Annotated in this window: 16 protein-coding genes; 15 read left to right on the top strand and 1 reads right to left on the bottom strand. The window is 65.5% G+C overall.

What is annotated here, in order from left to right:
• Positions 1-95: 95 nt before the first annotated feature.
• Positions 96-1289 carry a M20 aminoacylase family protein gene (locus V8683_RS20785; RefSeq protein ID WP_411190487.1) on the bottom strand — a complete coding sequence of 398 codons (1194 nt, stop codon included), beginning with the start codon at positions 1287-1289 and terminating at the stop codon, positions 96-98.
• Between the two features lie 258 nt (positions 1290-1547).
• Between V8683_RS20785 and V8683_RS20780 the strand changes: the two genes are divergently transcribed.
• The 15 genes from V8683_RS20780 (at position 1548) to V8683_RS20710 (ending at position 20984) form a co-directional block, all read left to right on the top strand.
• Positions 1548-3626, top strand: a complete 2079-nt coding sequence (locus tag V8683_RS20780) for a molybdopterin-containing oxidoreductase family protein (RefSeq protein WP_411188395.1) — start codon at positions 1548-1550, stop codon at positions 3624-3626.
• A gap of 175 nt (positions 3627-3801) precedes the next feature.
• Positions 3802-5475, top strand: coding sequence for a long-chain fatty acid--CoA ligase (locus tag V8683_RS20775; RefSeq protein ID WP_411188396.1), 1674 nt, complete (start codon positions 3802-3804; stop codon positions 5473-5475).
• A 381-nt stretch (positions 5476-5856) separates the two neighbouring features.
• Positions 5857-6531 carry a 2-polyprenyl-3-methyl-6-methoxy-1,4-benzoquinone monooxygenase gene (coq7, locus tag V8683_RS20770; protein ID WP_411188397.1) on the top strand — a complete coding sequence of 225 codons (675 nt, stop codon included), beginning with the start codon at positions 5857-5859 and terminating at the stop codon, positions 6529-6531.
• Between the two features lie 389 nt (positions 6532-6920).
• The gene (gene mraZ / locus V8683_RS20765) at positions 6921-7349 is read left to right on the top strand and encodes a division/cell wall cluster transcriptional repressor MraZ (protein WP_027794423.1); all 429 of its coding nucleotides are present in this window, start codon (positions 6921-6923) and stop codon (positions 7347-7349) included.
• A 16-nt stretch (positions 7350-7365) separates the two neighbouring features.
• Complete coding sequence (gene rsmH, locus V8683_RS20760; protein WP_411188398.1) at positions 7366-8319, top strand: 16S rRNA (cytosine(1402)-N(4))-methyltransferase RsmH; 954 nt, start codon at positions 7366-7368, stop codon at positions 8317-8319.
• Positions 8316-8672, top strand: coding sequence for a cell division protein FtsL (gene ftsL / locus V8683_RS20755; RefSeq protein WP_411188399.1), 357 nt, complete (start codon positions 8316-8318; stop codon positions 8670-8672). Before rsmH ends, ftsL begins: the two co-directional genes overlap by 4 nt.
• Positions 8669-10558 (top strand): peptidoglycan D,D-transpeptidase FtsI family protein, encoded by a 1890-nt coding sequence (locus tag V8683_RS20750; protein WP_411188400.1) that lies wholly within the window; start codon positions 8669-8671, stop codon positions 10556-10558. The genes ftsL and V8683_RS20750 overlap by 4 nt, the downstream gene beginning before the upstream one ends.
• Positions 10555-12111, top strand: a complete 1557-nt coding sequence (locus V8683_RS20745; RefSeq protein WP_411188401.1) for a UDP-N-acetylmuramoyl-L-alanyl-D-glutamate--2,6-diaminopimelate ligase — start codon at positions 10555-10557, stop codon at positions 12109-12111. Before V8683_RS20750 ends, V8683_RS20745 begins: the two co-directional genes overlap by 4 nt.
• On the top strand, positions 12108-13520 hold the full coding sequence (locus tag V8683_RS20740; RefSeq protein ID WP_411188402.1) for a UDP-N-acetylmuramoyl-tripeptide--D-alanyl-D-alanine ligase: 1413 nt from the start codon (positions 12108-12110) through the stop codon (positions 13518-13520). The genes V8683_RS20745 and V8683_RS20740 overlap by 4 nt, the downstream gene beginning before the upstream one ends.
• Before the next feature lie 20 nt (positions 13521-13540).
• The gene (gene mraY, locus V8683_RS20735) at positions 13541-14710 is read left to right on the top strand and encodes a phospho-N-acetylmuramoyl-pentapeptide-transferase (RefSeq protein WP_411188403.1); all 1170 of its coding nucleotides are present in this window, start codon (positions 13541-13543) and stop codon (positions 14708-14710) included.
• Positions 14711-14742: 32 nt separating this feature from the next.
• Positions 14743-16257, top strand: a complete 1515-nt coding sequence (gene murD, locus V8683_RS20730; protein WP_411188404.1) for a UDP-N-acetylmuramoyl-L-alanine--D-glutamate ligase — start codon at positions 14743-14745, stop codon at positions 16255-16257.
• Complete coding sequence (ftsW, locus tag V8683_RS20725; RefSeq protein ID WP_411188405.1) at positions 16254-17531, top strand: putative lipid II flippase FtsW; 1278 nt, start codon at positions 16254-16256, stop codon at positions 17529-17531. The genes murD and ftsW overlap by 4 nt, the downstream gene beginning before the upstream one ends.
• Positions 17528-18646 carry an undecaprenyldiphospho-muramoylpentapeptide beta-N-acetylglucosaminyltransferase gene (gene murG / locus V8683_RS20720; protein WP_411188406.1) on the top strand — a complete coding sequence of 373 codons (1119 nt, stop codon included), beginning with the start codon at positions 17528-17530 and terminating at the stop codon, positions 18644-18646. The genes ftsW and murG overlap by 4 nt, the downstream gene beginning before the upstream one ends.
• On the top strand, positions 18643-20037 hold the full coding sequence (gene murC / locus V8683_RS20715; protein WP_411188407.1) for a UDP-N-acetylmuramate--L-alanine ligase: 1395 nt from the start codon (positions 18643-18645) through the stop codon (positions 20035-20037). Before murG ends, murC begins: the two co-directional genes overlap by 4 nt.
• A 5-nt stretch (positions 20038-20042) precedes the next feature.
• Entirely contained in the window at positions 20043-20984 is a 942-nt protein-coding gene (locus V8683_RS20710; RefSeq protein ID WP_411188408.1) for a D-alanine--D-alanine ligase, read from the top strand.
• Positions 20985-20993: the final 9 nt, after the last annotated feature.

Genomic DNA, 20993 nt, shown 5'->3' with positions numbered 1-20993 from the left:
TACGCACTCCACTCGCCGGACCCCGGCAGCCCGCGCAAATCCCGCGCACAAAAAACCGTCCCGAAGGACGGCTTTTAGCCCGACCGTCTCCCGCTCTACTGTCTGGCAAAAAATTTCGTCGCCAGTTGCACCCAGTACGACGAGCCAACCGGCAACAACTGGTCGTTGAAGTCGTAGCTCGCGTTATGCAGCATACAAGGCCCCGCACCGTGGCCGGCCTCGCGATGGCCACCGTCGCCATTTCCGAGAAACGCATAGCAGCCCGGCTTCTCGATCAGCATGAACGAAAAGTCTTCGGCGCCCATCGTCGGCTCGATATTCGCGTCCACGCAGTCATCGCCTACCAGCTCGCGCATGACCTCCGCCGCGAATTGAGCTTCGGCACGGCTGTTTACCGTTGGTGGATAGTTGCGCAAGAATGAGATTTCGACCGAACAGTCGTACGCATCCGCGGTGCTTTCCGCGATTTTGCGCAAGCGTGATTCGATGAGATCCAGTGTCTCCGTAGTGAACGTGCGGACCGTCCCCGCAATCCACGCTTCGTTCGGCACCACGTTCACCGCATCGCCGGCATGAATCTGCGTGATCGACAGCACGGCTGTGTCCAGGGGCTTTTTGTTGCGCGTGATGATGCTCTGCAGCCCATTTGCGATCTGCACGGCCGTGAAAACCGGATCGCGTCCGTTGTGTGGCAGTGCAGCATGTGAACCTACGCCCGTGATCACGATCCGGAATTCGTTGCTTGACGCCATGATCGGCCCTTCGGTCACGCCGAAGTACCCCGCCGGCATGCCAGGCCAGTTGTGAATGCCGAACACGGCGTCGACGGGAAAGCGTTCGAACAGGCCATCCTGGATCATGGCCTTCGCGCCGGCACCGCCTTCTTCCGCTGGCTGAAAAATGAACACGATCGTTCCGTCGAACTGGCCGTGCCTCGCCAGGTATTGCGCCGCGCCAAGCAGCATCGCGGTATGGCCGTCATGGCCGCATGCATGCATTTTTCCTTCGTTGCGCGAGCGGTGTTCGAAGGTATTGAGTTCCTGAACTGGCAGCGCGTCCATGTCGGCGCGCAGACCAATCGACCGGGAGCCGTTGCCGCGTTTGAGGATCCCAACCACGCCGGTCTTGCCCAGTCCCCGATGCACTTCGATGCCCCACTCGGCGAGCTTCGATGCAACGAGCTCCGAGGTGTGGGTTTCTTCGTAACGCAGTTCGGGATGGGCGTGGATCGTTCGTCGGAGGGTCTGGATTTCGCCTTGGGCGGACTGGATTTCAGGAATCAGTTTCATGGCGGACGGGTTGTAGCAGGTGAGCACCCGGAATCGAGCGGGGCCTGGGCAACCCATTCTACGCCCAACCTTTTTTTTCGCGCCAACCGGCCGGGGTCTCTCCCAGGACGTGGGGCCGGACATACTAAAATCGCGAGAACGCTTTGCGTGGGACCGGATCGGTGTAACAAGGGCGAACGCCCTGACTACAGCCGACAAGTGCTGGCGCCAACTTCGCTCCGGTTCGACAGAAACGACGCCTCGCCCGATGGATGACCCATGAACGCCTCAGCTGAATTTGCCCGTGCGGTCTGCCCCCACGATTGCCCCGATACCTGCGCGATGCGCGTGACCGTAGAGCACGGCCGGGCGGTCAAGGTGACGGGCGATCCCGATCATCCGCCGACGCAGGGCGTACTTTGCACAAAGGTGAGCCGTTACGCGGAACGCGTTCACCATCCGAAGCGTTTGACGCAGCCGATGAAGCGCGTGGGCCGCAAAGGCGAAGGGCGGTTTGAGCCCATCAGTTGGGATGAAGCATGCGCAATCGCCGCAGATCGCCTTGGCGAAATCGCACGGCGCTCGCCCGAAGCGATCGTCCCCTATAGCTACGCCGGCACGATGGGCCTCGTACAGGGCGACAGTATTTCGCAACGCTTCTTTCACAAGCTCGGTGCGTCGCGGCTGGACAGAACGATCTGTGCAGCAGCCGGTGCGGCGGGCCTGCGCTACACGTATGGCTCCGGCATCGGCATGCATACGGAGTTCTTCGCCGAAAGCGAGGTGATCCTGATCTGGGGCGCGAATCCGGTCGCGTCGAATCTGCATTTCTGGACGCGCGCCCAGGAAGCGAAGCGCAATGGCGCCACGCTGATCGCCATCGACCCGTACCGGTCGCTGACCGCCGAAAAGTGCCACCAGCACATCGCATTGAAGCCCGGCACCGACGGTGCGCTCGCGCTCGGCATGATGCACGTCCTGATCACAGAAGACCGGCTCGACCATGACTATCTTGCCTCGCACACGCATGGGTACGACGCGCTCAAGGCACGCGCACTCACCTACACGCCGGCGCGCGTGGCAAGGATCTGCGGAATCGACGAGCAGGCGATCGTCGACCTTGCGCGTCTCTACGGCTCGACGCGCAAGGCGGCGATCCGCATGAACTACGGTCTGCAGCGCGTGCGCGGCGGCGGCAACGCGGTGCGCGCGATCGCGTGCCTGCCGGCGCTGAGCGGCGCCTGGCGGGAACGCGCGGGGGGCGCGCTACTGTCGTCGTCGGGGTGGGCCAATGTCGATGCCAACGCGCTGCAGCGCCCGGACCTGATCCCGGGCTGGCCGAAAGCGCTGCCGCGCGTGATCAACATGAACCAGATCGGCGATGCGCTCACGCATGCGGGCGATGTCGCGTTGGGTCCGAAGGTGGAGGCGATCGTCGTCTACAACTCGAACCCGGTGGCGGTCGCCCCCGATTCGGGCAAGGTCGCGGCGGGTTTCGCGCGCGAAGACCTCTTCACGATCGTGCTGGAGCAGTTCCAGACCGACACCGCCGATTACGCCGATCTGCTGTTGCCCGCGACGACGCAGCTCGAACACCTCGATGTCCATAAGTCCTATGGCCATACGCACGTCATGGCGAATCTGCCCGCCATCGCGCCGGTGGGCGAGGCGCGTCCGAATACGGAAATCTTCCGCATGATCGCCCGCAGGATGGGGCTGACCGAACCGGCCCTCTTCGAGAGCGACGACGAAGTGGCGGCCAGGGCGTTTCATTGGGACGACCCGGCGTTCGGGGGTATCGATTGGGCCGCGCTGAAGTCGAACGGCTGGGCAAAGCTTCAGATTGCCGATGCGCCGTTCGCGAACGGCGGCTTTCGCACGCCCTCGGGCAAGTGCGAGTTCTACAGCGAGGCGCTCGCTAAAGCGGGGCTCGATCCGCTGCCGGACTATCTGCCGCCCTACGAATCGGCGGATGGCGCGCCTGAACTGGCTGCCCGCTATCCGCTCGCGATGATATCGCCGCCGGCGCGCAACTTCCTGAACAGTACCTTCGTCAATGTCGAGAGTCTGCGCGCGACGGAAGGCGAGCCGCACGTCGACCTGAATCCTGTCGATGCCGCCCGCCGCGGCATCGAGAACGACGACGAAGTGCGCGTCTTCAACGACCGCGGCGCCCTGCGCGCGCGGGCACGCGTGAGCGAGCGTGCGCGAGAGGGCCTTGTGGTCGGTCTGTCGATCTGGTGGAAGAAGCTCGCCCCCGACGGCCGCAACGCCAACGAGGTGACGAGCCAGGCGCTGACCGACCTCGGCGGATCCGCCACGTTTTATGACTGCCTCGTGGAAGTCGAGCGAGCCTGAGGCTCCCCGGTGGACGACTGGCGCATGCCGCGTCGGCTTGCGCACCGCACTGGATGCGCGGCCGGCGTTCGAAGGGCTTCTCTAACTCGCTGATCCAGCGGCTTAAAGCCCGGAGCGCCATGCTACGATCCACGTTTTAGCACGATCATTCGAAAATTAACGGAGGAGACGCCGCATGGAAAAAATCTGGCTGAAATCGTATCCCCCCGGCGTTCCAGCAGAGATCGACGCGGGGCGCTACGCGTCCATCACGGCGCTGCTCGAAGAGAGCTTCAGCACGTTCCGGACGAAGCCGGCCTTTGCGTGCATGGGTAAGTCGATCACCTACGGCGAGCTCGACGATCTTTCTCGCCGGCTCGCGGCCTGGTTCCAGTCGCGCGGCATCGTGCCCGGGTCGCGCATCGCGATCATGATGCCGAACGTGCTGCAATATCCCGTCGCGCTCGCGGCAATTCTGCGCGCGGGCTATGTGGTCGTGAACGTAAACCCGCTTTACACGCCGCGCGAACTCGAACATCAGCTCAAGGACAGCGGCGCCGAGGCGATTGTCATTCTCGAGAATTTCGCCGCCACGCTGGACACGGTTATCGCGAATACGGCGGTCAAGCACGTCGTGGTCGCGTCGATGGGCGATCTGCTTGGCGCGAAGGGCTGTCTCGTCAATTTCGTCGTCCGGCGCGTGAAGAAGATGGTGCCGGCGTGGACGCTGCCGGGCCACGTCAGCTTCAACGGCGCCCTTGCCGCCGGCGCGCGCGCGAGCTTCAGGCCCGTCGAGCAGACGCCCGACGACATCGCGTTCCTCCAGTACACGGGCGGCACGACGGGCGTTTCCAAGGGCGCGACGCTGCTGCATCGCAATCTGATCGCGAACGTGCTGCAGTCCGCCGCCTGGACCGAGCCGGCGCTTTCGAAGCTGCCGGCCGACCAGCAGGCGGTGACGGTCGCGGCGCTGCCGCTCTACCACGTGTTCGCGCTGACCGTGTGCGGGCTCCTCGCGATCCGAACCGGCGGTCTCGCGGTCCTGATTCCGAATCCGCGCGACATCGCGGGCATGATCAAGGCGCTGCAAGGCTATTCGATCACGACGTTTCCGGCGGTCAACACGCTCTACAACGCGATGCTCAATCACCCCGATTTCGGCAAGCTCGACTTTTCGAAGCTGCTCGTGGCCAACGGCGGCGGCATGGCGGTCCAGGAAGCGGTGGCGAAACGCTGGTACGAAAGGACGCATGCGCCCATCATCGAGGGCTATGGGCTCTCGGAAACGTCGCCTAGCGTGACCTGCAATCCGACCACGGCGACCGAGTACACGGGGACCATCGGCTTGCCGCTGCCCTCGACCGAAATTTCGATTCGCGACGACGAAGGCAAGGAGCTGGCGATCGGCGAACCGGGCGAGATCTGCATCCGCGGCCCGCAGGTGATGGCGGGCTACTGGAACCGGCCCGACGAGACCGCGAAGGTCATGACGGCGGACGGCTTCTTCAAGTCGGGCGACGTAGGCGTGATGAACACGCGCGGTTATGTGAAGCTCGTCGACCGCAAGAAGGACATGATCCTCGTGTCGGGTTTCAACGTCTATCCGAATGAGGTCGAGGACGTGGTGGCGAAGCTGCCGGGCGTATTCGAGGTGGCCGCGGTGGGTGTGCCCGACCCGCATTCCGGCGAGGCGGTGAAGCTCTTTATCGTGAAAAAGGATCCGGCGCTGACCGACAAGGACGTTTTCGATTACTGCAAGTCGCAGCTTACGGGCTACAAACGGCCGAAGATCGTCGAGTTTCGTAACGAACTGCCGAAGAGCAATGTCGGCAAAATTCTGCGGCGCGAGTTGCGCGACGGCCGCGCCTGAGCGGCGCGCGCCGCGGCGAGCTTGCCGTGCGACATGGCCTGCCCGTGAGGGCAGGCCATTTTCTTTGGTGCACGCGGCAAAGAAAAAGGCGCCCGCAGGCGCCTTCGAGGATGAAACGGCTGTTCTTCTTCGAACTGGTAGCAGATGACCAAGCCTCGCCGCGCAGCGTCGCGAGAAGTCCTGCGTAATGTCAGACGCAAGTCTATGTCAAAAAGCCGCGATTCAAAGCATCGCTAAGTACCTGTTTCGTTTACACAACATGGAATAGAATATGAGGTTAGCAATCAGCGGTGCTGCTGATTGACAGTAATTCGTAAGATCAAGTAATGGCGAAAGACGACCGACGCTCGCCTTCCGCTCGCGTATCGAAAGGGAGGTTGGATGACGCTTGACGAATTGATTACCGAATTCGATCGAGGCCTGCGTTCGATGACTGGGGTGTCGCGCATGTCGCGGCCGATGCCCGTACCGGCTGTGTTGGCCGGCACGGAGTCCGGCGCCGACGAATCCGCAGAACCCGCACTCGAGGCCGCGAACGACCTCACCCAGGCCGAACGCGCACATGCGGCCGGCCTGATGCGCGTGAACCATGTCGGCGAGGTGTGCGCCCAGGCGCTCTATCAGGCACAGAAGCTCGCCACTCGCTCGCCCACGCTCAAGGCGGCGTTCACGCAGGCTGCGCTCGAGGAAGAAGATCATCTCGCGTGGACCGCGCGCCGCCTGCAGGCGCTCGACTCGCGCCCGAGCCTGCTCAATCCGCTGTGGTATGCCGGTGCGCTGGCAATCGGTTTCGCTGCGGGCCGCTTCGGCGACAAGGTGAGCTTGGGTTTCATGGCCGAGACCGAGCGTCAGGTCGAACACCATCTCGACAGCCATCTGGATAGCCTGCCGCCGGCCGATCTGGAATCGCGCGCCGTGGTCGAACAGATGCGTGTCGATGAGATCTCGCACGCGAAGGCCGCCACCGACGCAGGGGGTATCGAGTTGCCGCTCCCGATGCGAGCGCTCATGCGTGCCGCGTCGAAAGTCATGACCCGCACGGCCTACTATATTTGACGCTTTGAAGTGGGGCGGCGGCGTTCGCCGTCCTCGCTAATCGCCCACCATTTCGCCTGCCACACCCGCCGTTTTAATCCCCTCCGAATCCCACCGCCCCCGCCGTTTTCGCCACGTTTTTCACGTATCACCTTCAGAACCTGCGTTAGTTCATTCATTCATAACGGTTTTTGGTTTTCGGGCCGACGTGAGGAAGCGCCGCTAAGTCCTTGTTCTAACGGATAAATTTCGTCAAGAAATGGCCTGCGTCCCTTGACCCTCGTGGGGCGTTCCTCTAAAGTGGGAGACAGTGTGAGAAAGTGTTTTTTTGTGTGATTTCAGGCGCGTATTCGGGTAAATTCATTTGAATTGGGACGAGCGGCGAGTGGCGCCGCGCGAGGGGGAGCAAATTGTTCCAGGGGGCGTCGGCGCTGGCACTCGATGCGAAAGGACGGATGTCGATTCCGTCTCGCTATCGGGATGCGCTGCAACAACAGGCAGAAGGACGGGTGACGATCACCAAGCACCCGGACGGCTGCCTGTTGCTATTTCCACGCCCTGAATGGGAAGTGTTCCGCGCGAAGGTCGCTGCGCTGCCGATGGACGCGCACTGGTGGCGCCGCATCTTTCTCGGCAACGCGTCCGACGTCGATCTCGACAGCGCGGGCCGCGTGCTCGTCTCACCTGAATTGCGTCTGGCAGCAGGAATGGAAAAGGAAGTCATGCTGCTTGGCATGGGTAGTCATTTTGAGTTGTGGGATGCACAGACGTACATCGCCAAGGAGCAGGCGGCGATGGCGCAGGGCATGCCCGACGCCTTGAAGAATTTCACGTTCTGATCGCGGTTAACGAGCTATGGCATCTGCGATGGGACAAGGACTGCAGCATCGCACGGTGCTGCTCGATGAAGCGGTCGATGCGCTGGTCACGCGCGCGGACGGCGTCTATGTGGACGGCACGTTCGGGCGCGGCGGGCATAGTCGCGCGATTCTCGGCCGGCTTTCCGAAGCCGGGCGTCTGATCGCGTTCGACAAGGACCCGCTGGCGATCGCCACGGCCGCCACCGTCGAAGATCCGCGTTTTTCGATCGTGCATGAGAGTTTTGCTTCGCTGCGCGACGCCCTGGCGTCGCGCGGGGTAGGGCGTGTGTCGGGTGTGCTGCTGGACCTTGGCGTGTCGTCGCCGCAGGTTGACGATCCGCAGCGCGGATTTAGTTTCCGCGCAAACGGTCCGCTCGACATGCGGATGGACCCGACGCGCGGCGAGTCCGCTGCCGACTGGCTCGCTCGGGCCACGCTGCAGGAACTGACGGAGGTGATACGAGATTATGGGGAAGAACGGTTTGCTTTTCAGATTGCAAAGGCGCTTGTTGCTCGCCGGGCAGAGTCCGAACGTCTCGGGCCTCTCGACAGCACGGGCGAGCTTGCCCAAATCGTGGCTAACGTCGTCAAGACCCGTGAGAAGGGTAAGGATCCGGCAACCCGCACCTTTCAGGCTATACGGATTCACGTCAATCAAGAGCTTGCGGACCTGCAAGCCGTTCTAGAGGCGGCTTTGGCGACGCTTGAGCAGGGGGGGCGGCTGGTGGTCATCAGCTTTCATTCGCTCGAAGACCGGATCGTCAAGCGGTTCATGCAGGCGCACGCCAGTGCGCCTGCGATCGACCGCCGCCTGCCGATCCGCGCCGTCGACCTGCCCAGCCCGCCGCTCAAGCTGCTCGGCCGCGGGTTCGCGAGCGACGAGGAAGTCGCCGCGAACCCACGCGCCCGCTCGGCCGTGATGCGCACCGCGGAGCGCGTCACGCCATGAACCGCCTGAACATCTTCCTGCTGATCGTCGTGATGGGCTGTGCGTTGTCGGTCGTCAACGCCACCAACCAGCAGCGGCAGATCTTCATCCAGCTGCAGCGCGCGCAGGCGGAAGAGCACCAGCTTCAGCAGGACTACGATCAGCTTCAATATCAGCAGAGCGCGCTGTCGAAGACATCGCGCGTAGAACAGATCGCTACCGATTCGCTCAAGATGCAAGCCGTCACGACTGGCCGCACGCAATATCTGACGCTCGCGTCCGGTGCCGCCGCCGCTACCGAGGCGCCGGTGCCCACGTCGGCGCCGGCTTCCTCGCCGGTCGCGGCTTCCAGCCGTCGCGGAGGCACGCGATGAAAAAGGGCAACAGCCGCAAGAGCGTCGCGTTCTCGTCGAATCCGATTCTCTCCGTGCGCCTGCCGATGTGGCGCTCGAAGCTCGTCGTGTTCATGCTGTTCATGGCGTTCGTCGCGCTTGCCGCGCGCGCGTTCTGGATCCAGGGCCCGGGCAACGCGTTCTATCAGAAGCAGGGCGAGAGCCGCTATCAGCGCACGATCGAGCTGGCCGCCACGCGCGGCAAGATTCTCGACCGCAACGGGCTCGTGCTGGCCACGAGCCTGCCGGTGCGCGCCATCTGGGCGATTCCCGAAGACGTGCCCGACGACCTGGGCGCCGACAAGCTCACGCAGCTCGGCCAGTTGCTCGGCATGTCGACGACCGATCTGCGCAAGAAGCTTTCCGAAGACAAGACCTTCGTCTACGTGAAGCGGCAGGTGCCGATCGACGTCGCCGCCAAAGTGGCGCTGCTCGGCATTCCGGGCATTTATCAGCGCAACGAATACAAGCGTTATTACCCCGAAGGCGAGATCACCGCGCACCTGATCGGTTTCACGAACGTCGAAGACTATGGCCAGGAAGGCGTGGAGCTCGCGGACCAGAAGGTTCTCGCGGGCGTCCCGGGCATTCGCCACGTCATCAAGGACCGCATGGGTCATATCGTCGAGGACGTGGACGAGCAGGTGGTGCCGCACGATGGCCAGGACGTGCGGTTGTCGATCGACAGCCAGATCCAGTACATCACGTATGAAGACCTGAAGGCGGCCGTCGAAAAATTCAAGGCGAAGGCCGGCGCCGCGATGGTCGTGGACGTGCGCACGGGCGAAGTGCTTTCGCTCGTCAACTATCCGACCTACAACCCGAACGACCGCTCGCACCTCACGGGCGAGCAACTGCGCAATCGTGTCCTGACCGACGTGTTCGAGCCGGGCTCGATCATGAAGCCGTTCACGGTGTCGCTGGCGCTGGATCTGCACCGGGTCTCGCCGACTACACTGGTGGATACGGGCCCGGGCCACTTCACGCTGGACGGCGCGACCATCACCGACGACGCCGCATTCGGCGTGCTGACGGTGGGCGGCGTGATCCAGAAGTCGAGCAATATTGGCGCGACGAAGATCGCGATGACGCTCAAGCCCGAGGAAATGTGGGACATGTACACCAGCATCGGACTCGGCCAGGCGCCGAAGGTCGGGTTCCCCGGCGCGGCGGCGGGCCGCCTGCGTCCGTGGAAAAGCTGGCGCCGCATCGAGCAGGCGACGATGTCCTACGGCTACGGCCTTTCGGTGTCGCTGTTCCAGCTCGCGCGCGCGTACACGGCGATTGCGCACGACGGCCAGATCCTGCCCGTGACGTTGTTCCGCCATCCGGGCGACGATCAGCCGGTGACCGGCACCCAGGTGTTCTCGCCGACCACGGCACGCGAAGTCCGTACCATGCTCGAAAGCGTCGTGTCGAAGGACGGCACCTCGCCGGATGCAGCCGTTCCGGGCTACCGCGTGGGCGGCAAGTCGGGCACGGCGTACAAGCACGAGGGTCGCGGCTACGACAAGTCGAAGTACCGCGCGTCGTTCGTCGGCATGGCGCCGATGCCCAACCCGCGCATCGTGGTGGCCGTGTCGATCGACGAGCCGACCGCCGGCAGCCACTTCGGCGGCGCCGTGTCGGGTCCGGTGTTCGCGGGTATCGCCGGCGACACGCTGCGTACGCTGAACGTGCCGCCCGACATGCCGGTCAAGCAGCTCGTCGTCTCCGACGACAGCGCCCAGGCCACGCCGTCGAACTCGCCCGCAACGGCTGCGGCCGCGCCGGCGAAGCACGCGTCGCCCGCGCCGAAGTCCACCGCCGCCGCTCGCCACATGACCGTTGCCGATAGCGCGAACAACCGACCCGGAGTCGTCCGATGAGCGCCGCGCGCACCCGGCATCCCGCGCACCGGCAGATCGCGGACGCGCTCGCGTGGCTGCGCGCTCGCATCGCGCCCACCGCCGATCTGCACGCCGACACGCGTTCGCTGAAGGTGGGCGATGTGTTCGTGGCCTACGCCGTCGACGGTGCGGACAACCGTCCGCACATCGACAACGCGATCGAGCGCGGCGTCGCAGCGATCCTCTATCAGCCGGAAGGTTTTGCAGGCCAGGCGGACGCGTCGATGTCGCTCGCGGTGCCGCAGCTCGACGTGCTGGCAGGCGAAATCGCAAGCGGCTGGTATGGCGATTCGAGCGACGCGATGCTCGTGGTCGGCGTGACGGGCACGAACGGCAAGACGTCGTGCAGCCAGTGGGTCGCCACGGCGCTCACGGCGATCGGGCAGAAGTGCGCGATCGTCGGCACGCTCGGCAGCGGCTTTCCGGGCCAGCTTACGCATACCGGCTTCACGACGCCGGACGCGCCGCAACTGCAGCGCAGCCTCGCGCAGTTGCACAAGGCCGGCGCGCAGGCCGTGGCGATGGAAGTGTCGTCGCATGCCCTGCATCAGGGCCGTGTGAACGGCACGTCGTTCGACGTCGCGATCTTCACGAATCTGACCCAGGATCACCTCGACTATCACCGCACGTTCGAGGCCTACGAGGCGGCGAAGGCGCGTCTTTTCGCATGGCCCGGGCTGCGCGCGGCGGTGATCAATGCCGACGACGCAGCGGGCCGCCGCCTGCTGGCTTCGACACGCGGCCATGCGCGCACGATCGCGTACGGCGTCGCGACGCCGGCTGCCGAGGCGCCCGTTGCCGATGCATGGCTGCGCGCGGAAAACGTGCGCGCGACGGCCACGGGCACGGCGTTCCATCTGACGACGTCCGACTGGGGCGACGCCGAAGTCGAGGTACAGACGCTCGGCCTCTTCAACGTGAGCAACCTGCTTGGCGTGCTCGGCGCGCTGCTGGCCGCGAACGTGCCGCTCGTGGCCGCGTTGAACGAGCTCGCGAAGCTGCAGCCCGTGAATGGCCGCATGGAGCGCCTGGGCGGCCGCGTCGATCACGACGAGCCGCTCGTCGTGATCGATTACGCGCACACGCCCGATGCGCTCGAAAAGACCCTCGATGCGCTGCGCCCGATCGCGGCGGCGCGCGGCGGCGAGCTCGTCTGCATGTTCGGATGCGGCGGCGACCGCGACGCCACGAAGCGTCCGCTGATGGGCGCGATTGCCGAGCGGCTTGCCGACCAGGTCGTTGTGACGAGCGACAACCCTCGCAGCGAATCGCCTGCCGCGATCATCGACCAGATCGTTGGCGGCATGCGCGAGCCTGACCAGGCGCGCCGTATCGAGGACCGCGCGAGCGCGATCCTGCAGGCGGTGCGCGGCGCGGCGCGCGAAGACGTCGTCGTGCTGGCCGGCAAGGGCCACGAGGCGACCCAGGAAATCATGGGCAAGAAGCGCGCGTTTTCGGATCAGGACCACGCGCGGCTTGCTCTCGCAGCCCGTCCGACTTCCGATCGGCATGGGCGCGGAGGCGGCGAATGACAATGCTTTCCCTGCGCGATGCGGCGGCGTTGATTCCGGGCGCGAGCGTGCTCGGCGACGAGAACGCCACGTTCGCGCGTATCTCGACCGACAGCCGCATGGCCGGCCCGGGCGACCTGTTCGTGGCGCTCAAGGGCGACCGCTTCGACGCGCACGATTTCCTGCAGGAAGTGGCGGACCGTCACGTGAGCGCAGTGCTCGTTTCGCGCAGCCCGGGCGACTGGCGCACGCCCGCCCTGCGCGTGGACGACACGCGTGCGGCGCTCGGTGCGCTTGCGCTCGGCTGGCGGCGGCGCTTCACGCTGCCGCTCGTCGCGGTGACGGGCAGCAACGGCAAGACGACGGTCAAGGAAATGATCGCGTCGATCTTCGCGGCTGCCGTGGGCGAGGCGTTGCGTCTCGCGACGGCCGGCAACCTCAATAACGACATCGGCGTGCCGCTCACGCTGCTGCGTTTGTCGAGCGCACATCGCCTTGCAGTCGTCGAACTCGGCATGAATCATCCGGGAGAGACGGAGCTGCTCGCGAAGTTCGCCGAGCCGACCGTCGCGGTGGTCAACAACGCGCAGCGCGAACATCAGGAGTTCATGGCGACGGTGGAAGCCGTCGCGCTCGAGCACGCCAGCGTGATCCACGCCCTGAAGCCCGAAGGCGTCGCGGTATTTCCCGCCGACGATGCCTACGCGGGCATCTGGCGCGTTGCGGCGACCGGCTCGCAGATTCTCGATTTCGCCCTGCATACGGAAGCAAGCGCCGTGGACGCCGCGGTGACGGGCAAGCTCACCGGCAACCGCCTGGCAATCGCGACGCCCGAGGGGCATCTCGAAGTCGAACTGCAGGTGCTGGGCGCGCACAACGCGCACAACGCCCTTGCGGCCACGGCGGCGGCGGTGGCGGCAGGGGTCTCGCTCGATGCGATTCGTCGCGGCCTCGAAGCGTTCGAACCGGTGAAGGGCCGCTTGCAGGTAAAACATGCCGCGCTCGGGGAACTTACGGGCGCAACGGTGATCGACGACACCTACAACGCGAACCCCGATTCCGTGCGCGCCGCGATCGACGTGCTCGCGGCGCAGGCTGCGCCGCGTGTGCTCCTGCTGGGCGACATGGGCGAGGTGGGCGACGAAGGTCCGGCGTTCCATCGCGAGGTGGGCGCGTACGCGAAAGAGCGCGGCATCGACGCGCTCTACACGCTCGGGCAGGCGGCGAGCGACGCATCGGCGGCTTTCGGCGCGAACGCGCTGCATTGCGCCGGCGTTGGCGAACTGGTGAACGCATTGGCCACGGCCGGTTACGGCAGCGGCGCAACGATACTCGTGAAAGGCTCGCGCTTCATGCAGATGGAACGCGTGGTAGCGGCCCTGACGAATCCGCAAAACCCTGCGTCGGACGCTGCGTCCGGCGCGCACTGAAATACGAAGGAATACAAGGCATGTTACTGGCGCTGGCGCAATGGCTGCAGAATGACGCAAGCTTCTTGCGCGTGTTCAGTTATCTGACGTTCCGCGCGGTGATGGCGACCATCACCGCGATGGCGATCGGGCTCGTGCTGGGCCCGTGGGTCATTCGCAAGCTGACCGCGATGAAGGTCGGCCAGGCCGTGCGCACGGACGGGCCGCAGACGCACCTCGTGAAGTCGGGCACGCCGACCATGGGCGGCGTCCTGATCCTGTTGGGCATCGCCGTTTCGACGCTGCTCTGGGCCGATCTCGCGAACCGCTTCATCTGGATCGTGATGCTCGTGACGTTCGGGTTCGGGCTGATCGGCTGGGTGGATGACTATCGCAAGGTCGTTCACAAGGATCCGCGCGGGATGTCTTCGCGCGAGAAGTATTTCTGGCAGTCGGTGATCGGGCTCTTCGCCGCCGTGTATCTCGCCTTCAGCGTGTCCGAGGCGAGCAACGTGCGCGTGTTCGATCTCTTCATGGCGTGGGTGAGGAGTGGTCTCTCGATGGGCCTGCCCGCGCGCGCCGACCTGCTGCTGCCGTTCCTCAAGTCGATCAGCTATCCGCTCGGGGTCTGGGGCTTCATCGCGCTCACGTATTTCGTGATCGTCGGCGCGAGCAACGCCGTGAACCTTACCGACGGCCTCGACGGCCTCGTCATCATGCCGGTCGTGCTCGTGGGCGCGTCGCTCGGCGTGTTTGCCTACGTGATGGGCAGTTCGGTCTATTCGAAGTACCTGTTGTTCCCGCATATTCCCGGCGCGGGCGAACTGCTGATCTTCTGCTCGGCGATGGGTGGGGCCGGCCTCGCGTTCCTCTGGTTCAACACGTATCCGGCCCAGGTGTTCATGGGCGACGTGGGCGCGCTCGCGCTAGGCGGCGCGCTCGGCACGATCGCCGTGATCGTGCGCCAGGAAATCGTGCTCTTCATCATGGGCGGCATCTTTGTCGCGGAGACGTTCTCCGTGATGCTGCAGGTCACCTGGTTCAAGTACACCAAGAAGCGGTATGGCGAAGGCCGGCGCATCTTCAAGATGGCGCCGCTGCACCACCACTTCGAGCTGTCGGGCTGGAAAGAGACGCAGGTCGTCGTGCGTTTCTGGGTCATCACGCTGATGCTGTGCCTGTTCGGCCTGTCCACCCTCAAGCTGCGCTGAGTCATCAAGTAAATCATCAAGGGAAGCAAGCGATGTTTGGCGAGAAGTTTCGGGATCGGCAAAAGCCGATGGTGCTCGTGCTGGGGCTCGGTGAATCCGGGCTTGCCATGGCGCGCTGGTGCGCGCGGCACGGTTGCCGCCTGCGCGTTGCCGATACGCGCGAAGCGCCGCCCGGTCTGCCCGAACTCGCCGTGCACGGCGTCGATGCCGATTTCGTCGGCGGCCCGTTCTCGACGGCGCTGCTCGACGGCGTCGAACTCGTCGCCATCAGCCCCGGCCTCTCGCCGCTCGCGGCCGATCTCGTGCCGCTGCTCGCGGCCGCGCGCGAACGCGGCATCGACGTGTGGGGCGAACTCGAACTCTTCGCCCAGGCGCTGAAGCACCTCGGCGAGAGCGGCTACGCGCCCAGGGTGCTCGCCATTACCGGCACGAACGGCAAGACCACCACGACGAGCCTCGCGGGCCTGCTTTGCGAGCGCGCGGGCAAGCGCGTGGCCGTGGCCGGCAACATCAGCCCGGCGATGCTCGACAAGCTGGCCGAAGCGATCGACAACACCGCGCTGCCCGACGTCTGGGTGCTTGAACTGTCGAGCTTCCAGCTGGAGACGTCGCACACGTTTGCTCCCGATGCCGCCGCAATCCTGAACATCACGCAGGACCACCTCGACTGGCACGGCGGGCTCGACGCCTACGCCGCCGCGAAGGGCCGTATTTTCGGGCCGCAAACGACGCGCGTGCTCAACCGCGACGACGCGCGCGTGATGTCGCTCGCGTCATCCGCGGACGGCACGGCTCGCGTGGTCACATTCGGAGTCGACGAGCCGCGGCAGGACGGCGACTATGGCCTCTCGCGCGACAACGGCATGCTGTGGCTCGTGCAGGCGCACGACCGCGACGCGACGGACGAACCGGTCTCCGCACGCCGGCGCAAGCAACAGGAAGCGGCGAGCGTGAATCTCGCCAGCAAGCGCCTGATGCCGGCCGACGCCCTGCGGATTCGCGGTCTGCACAACGCCGCGAACGCGCTTGCCGCGTTCGCGCTCGCGCGCGCGATCGACCTGCCCGCCGCGCCGCTGCTGCACGGCCTGCGCGAGTATCGCGGCGAGCCGCACCGCGTGGAGCTGATCGCCTCGATCGACGGCATCGATTACGTGGACGACAGCAAGGGCACGAACGTCGGTGCGACGGTCGCGGCGCTCGACGGCCTCGCGCAGCGCGCGGTGCTGATCGCGGGCGGCGACGGCAAGGGTCAGGACTTCGGACCGCTTGCGGCCCCCGTCGCGCGCTGGTGCCGTGCGGTGATGCTGATCGGCCGCGATGCTCCGCAAATTCGTGCCGCGCTGGAATCTACCGGCATCGTGATCGCCGACTACCCGACGCTCGAAGCCGCCACGCGTGCCGCGACGGCGCTCGCGCAGCCCGGCGACGTCGTGCTGCTTTCGCCGGCGTGTGCGAGCTTCGACATGTTCAAGGGCTACGCTCATCGCGCCGCCGTGTTCCACGGCACGGTCGAGGAAATCGCCGCAGAACGGGGGACGATGATATGAGCTGGTCCGAACGATTCGGTTCGCGTCTGTCGCGCGAGGCCAGCGCCTCGGGTGGCGCCACTGGTGCGTCCGGCGGTGGGGCTGCGCGTGCGAGCGGTCTCGCGAGCGTCGTCAATGGTGTGAGCCCCGCGCGCTCGCGCATGCTCGACTACGACCACTCGCTGCTGTGGGCCGTCATTGCGTTGCTCGGCCTCGGCGTAGTGATGGTGTATTCGGCGTCGATCGCGATGCCCGACTCGCCGAAGTACGCCTCGTATCACGATTACGCATTCCTCGCGCGTCACATCGCCTCGCTCGTGGTTGCCGCGCTCGCGGCGGTCGTGGCGTTCCGCATCCCCGTTTCGACGTGGGACCGCTACGCGCCGAAGCTCTTCCTGATCGCGCTCGTCATGCTCGTCGTCGTGCTGATTCCGCACATCGGCAAGGGCGTGAACGGCGCGCGCCGCTGGATTCCGCTCGGCATCACGAACATGCAGCCTTCGGAGATCATGAAGCTCGCCGTGACGATCTACGCGGCGAACTACACGGTGCGCAAGCAGGAGTACATGCACAGCTTCGCCAAGGGCTTCCTGCCGATGGCGTTTGCCGTGGGCGTGGTGGGCGCGCTGCTGCTGCTCGAACCCGATATGGGCGCGTTCATGGTGATCGCCGCGATCGCGATGGGCGTGCTGTTCCTCGGCGGCGTGAACGGCAAGCTGTTCGGCGGCCTCGTGGCGACCGCGGTGGGCACGTTCACGATGCTCGTGTGGCTCTCGCCGTGGCGCCGCGAGCGGATCTTCGCGTACCTCGATCCGTGGGACGACCGCTACGCGCAGGGCAAGGCTTATCAGCTCACGCACTCGCTGATCGCGTTCGGGCGCGGCGAGTGGTTCGGCGTGGGCCTTGGCGGTAGCGTCGAGAAGCTCAACTACCTGCCCGAAGCGCACACCGACTTCATTCTCGCCGTGATCGGCGAGGAACTCGGCTTCGTCGGCGTGCTGGTCGTGATCCTGCTGTTCTACTGGATCGTGCGCCGCTCGTTCGAGATCGGCCGCCAGGCGCTTGCGCTCGACCGCACCTTCGCGGGGCTCGTCGCGAAGGGCATCGGCGTGTGGTTCGGCGCGCAGGCGTTCATCAACATGGGCGTGAACCTCGGCTTGCTGCCAACCAAGGGTCTCACGCTGCCGCTCGTGAGTTACGGCGGTTCGGGCATTCTGCTCAACTGCATCGCGGTGGCGCTCCTGTTGCGCGTGGACTATGAGAACCGAGTCTTGATGCGCGGGGGCAAGGTATGACCGCAGCACCGCGCACGCTCATGGTGATGGCCGGCGGCACCGGGGGGCACGTGTTCCCGGGGCTCGCGGTCGCGCACCGCATGCAGGCGTGGGGCTGGCGTGTCGTATGGCTCGGCAATCCCGCCGGCATGGAAGCGACGCTCGTGCCGAAGCACGGCATCCCGATGGAGTACGTGCGCTTTGGCGGCGTGCGCGGCAAGGGCATCAAGACGAAGCTGATGCTGCCGCTGAACCTGCTGCGCGCGTTCACGCAGAGCCGCGCGGCGCTCGCGCGCGTAAAGCCGGACGTCGTGCTCGGCATGGGCGGCTACATCACGTTCCCGGCGGGCGTGATGAGCGCGCTCTCGGGGCGCCCGCTCGTGCTGCACGAGCAGAACTCGATCGCGGGCCTCGCGAACAAGGTGCTCGCAAAGCTCGCGAAGCGCGTACTCGTCGCATTCCCGGGCGCATTGCCGCACGGCGAGTGGACCGGCAATCCGATTCGCGAAGAACTGGCGCATGTGGAAGCGCCGCGCGCCCGCTATGCGGCACGCAGCGGTCCGCTGCGCGTGCTCGTGGTGGGCGGCAGTCTTGGCGCGGCGGCGCTCAACGAAGTCGTGCCGCGTGCGCTGGCGTTGCTCGCGCCGGGCGAACGTCCGTTAGTCGTGCATCAGGCGGGCGCGAAGCATATCGATGCGCTGAAGGCGAACTATGCCGATGCGGGGCTGCCCGGCGCAAACGCGGATGCGGGCGAAGGCGTGCAACTCGTGCCGTTCATCGACGACATGGCGAGCGCCTACGCCAACGCCGACCTCGTCATCTGCCGCTCGGGCGCGATGACGGTGGCGGAAATCGCGGCGGTGGGGGTGGCAGCGTGCTTCGTGCCGTTCCCGTTCGCCGTGGACGACCATCAGACCACCAACGCCGCGTTCCTTGCCGACAAGGATGCAGCGAGGGTGGTGCAGCAACGCGACCTGACGGCGGAAGGACTTGCCGACTGGCTGCGGCAACAAACAAGAGAAACGCTGGCGGAAATGGCCGGGCGCGCCCGCGCGCTCGCGAAACCCGACGCCGCCAATCAGGTCGCGAGCATCTGTGCGGCGGTGGCGGGCGCTGGTGCGGGAGGAAAGCAATGAAACACATCGTCAAACATATCCATTTCGTCGGCATCGGCGGCGCGGGCATGAGCGGCATCGCCGAAGTGCTCGTCAATCTCGGCTATCAGGTGAGCGGCTCGGACCTCGCGAAGAACGGCGTTACCGACCGCCTCGCGGCGCTCGGCGCGCGCATCTCGATCGGCCATGCGGAAGAGAACATCGAAGGCGCGAACGCCGTGGTCGTCTCCACGGCTGTGCGCAGCGACAACCCCGAAGTGCTCGCGGCGCGACATCGCCGCATCCCTATCGTGCCGCGCGCCGTGATGCTCGCTGAACTGATGCGCCTGAAGCAGGGCATCGCGATTGCGGGCACGCACGGCAAGACCACCACCACCTCGCTCGTAGCGAGCGTGCTGGCCGCGGGCGGGCTCGACCCGACCTTCGTGATCGGCGGGCGTCTCATCAGCGCGGGCGCGAACGCGCGCCTGGGCACCGGCGACTTCATCGTCGCCGAGGCCGACGAATCGGACGCGTCGTTCCTCAATCTCTTCCCGGTGATCGAAGTCATTACGAACATCGACGCCGATCACATGGACACCTACGGGCACGACTTCGCGCGCCTGAAGCAGGCGTTCATCGAATTCACGCACCGGCTGCCGTTCTACGGCATCGCGGTGCTGTGCGTGGACGATCCGAACGTGAAGGAGATCCTGCCTTTCGTTTCGAAACCGATCATCCGCTACGGTCTCGCATCCGATGCGCAGGTGCGTGCGGTGAATGTCGTCGCACGCGACGGCAAGATGCACTTCACGGCGATGCGCGAGGACGCGCCGTCGCTCGACATCGTGCTGAACCTGCCGGGCACGCACAACGTGCAGAATGCGCTGGCCGCGATCGCAATCGCGACCGAACTCGAAGTGAAGGACGCCGACATTCAGCGCGCGCTCGCCGAGTTCAACGGCGTGGGACGCCGTTTCCAGCGTTATGGCGAAATTCCCGTCAACGGCGGCGGCGCCTACACGTTGATCGACGATTATGGGCATCACCCGGTGGAGATGGCCGCGACCATCGCGGCCGCGCGCGGCGCGTTCCCCGAGCGGCGTCTCGTGCTGGCGTTCCAGCCGCATCGCTTTACGCGTACGCGCGACTGCTTTGAAGATTTCGTGAAGGTGCTGTCGACCGTCGACGCGCTCGTGCTGACCGACGTCTACGCCGCGGGCGAAGCACCGATCGTCGCCGCCGATGGCCGCGCGCTCGCACGCGCGATCCGCGTGGCGGGCAAGGTCGAGCCGGTGTTCGTGGAAACGGTGGACGAAGTGCCGGAGGCGCTCGCCGCCGTGGTTCGCGACGGCGACGTGGTGATTACGATGGGTGCGGGTTCGATCGGCGGCGTGCCGGGCCGGATTGCCGTACAGGAACAGAAGGTGTGAGTGACATGAGCAGTCTCGACCCCAAGCAATTCGGCAAGGTGGCAGTGTTGCTCGGTGGCGTGTCCGCCGAGCGCGAGGTGTCGCTCAACTCGGGCCGTCTCGTGCATCAGGCGCTTACGGGCGCCGGCATCGACGCGCATCTTTTCGATCCGTCCGAGCGGCCGCTTTCGGCGCTCAAGGACGAAGGCTTCGTGCGCGCGTTCAATGCGCTGCACGGCGGCTATGGCGAGAACGGCCAGATTCAGGGCGCGCTCGACTTCTACGGCATCCGCTATACGGGCACCGGCGTGCTCGGCTCGGCGCTCGGGCTCGACAAGTTCCGCAGCAAGCTCGTGTGGCAGCAGCTCGGCATTCCCACGCCGCAGTTCGAAGCGGTGCTGCGCGGCGACGACTATGCCGCAAGCGCGCCGCAGATCGTGGCGAAGCTCGGTCTGCCACTTTTCGTGAAGCCCGCGAGTGAAGGCTCGAGCGTGGCCGTGATCAAGGTGAAGGCCGCGGATCAACTCGTCGCGGCGATCGAGGAAGCCGCGAAGTACGACAAGATCGTGCTGGTCGAGAAGAGCATTGAGGGCGGCGGTGAGTACACGGCATGCGTCGCAGGCGACCTCGACCTGCCGCTCATCAAGATCGTGCCCGCGGGCGAGTTCTACGACTACGACGCGAAGTACATTCTCGACACGACGCAATACCTGATTCCGTGCGGCGTGGCGCCGGAGGAAGAGGCGCGCCTCAAGAAGCTCGCGCGCCGCGCGTTCGACGTGCTCGGCTGCACCGACTGGGGCCGCGCCGACTTCATGATCGACGGCGCGGGCAACCCGTATTTCCTCGAAGTGAACACGGCGCCGGGCATGACCGATCACTCGCTGCCGCCCAAGGCGGCGCGCGCGGTGGGTATTCCGTATCAGGAACTGGTCGTGAAAGTGCTGTCGCTCACGCTGAAGGACTAACCCCGCTAA

The organism is Paraburkholderia sp. AV2, assembly GCF_054968425.1.
This window is presented reverse-complemented; position numbering and strand designations above follow the sequence as displayed.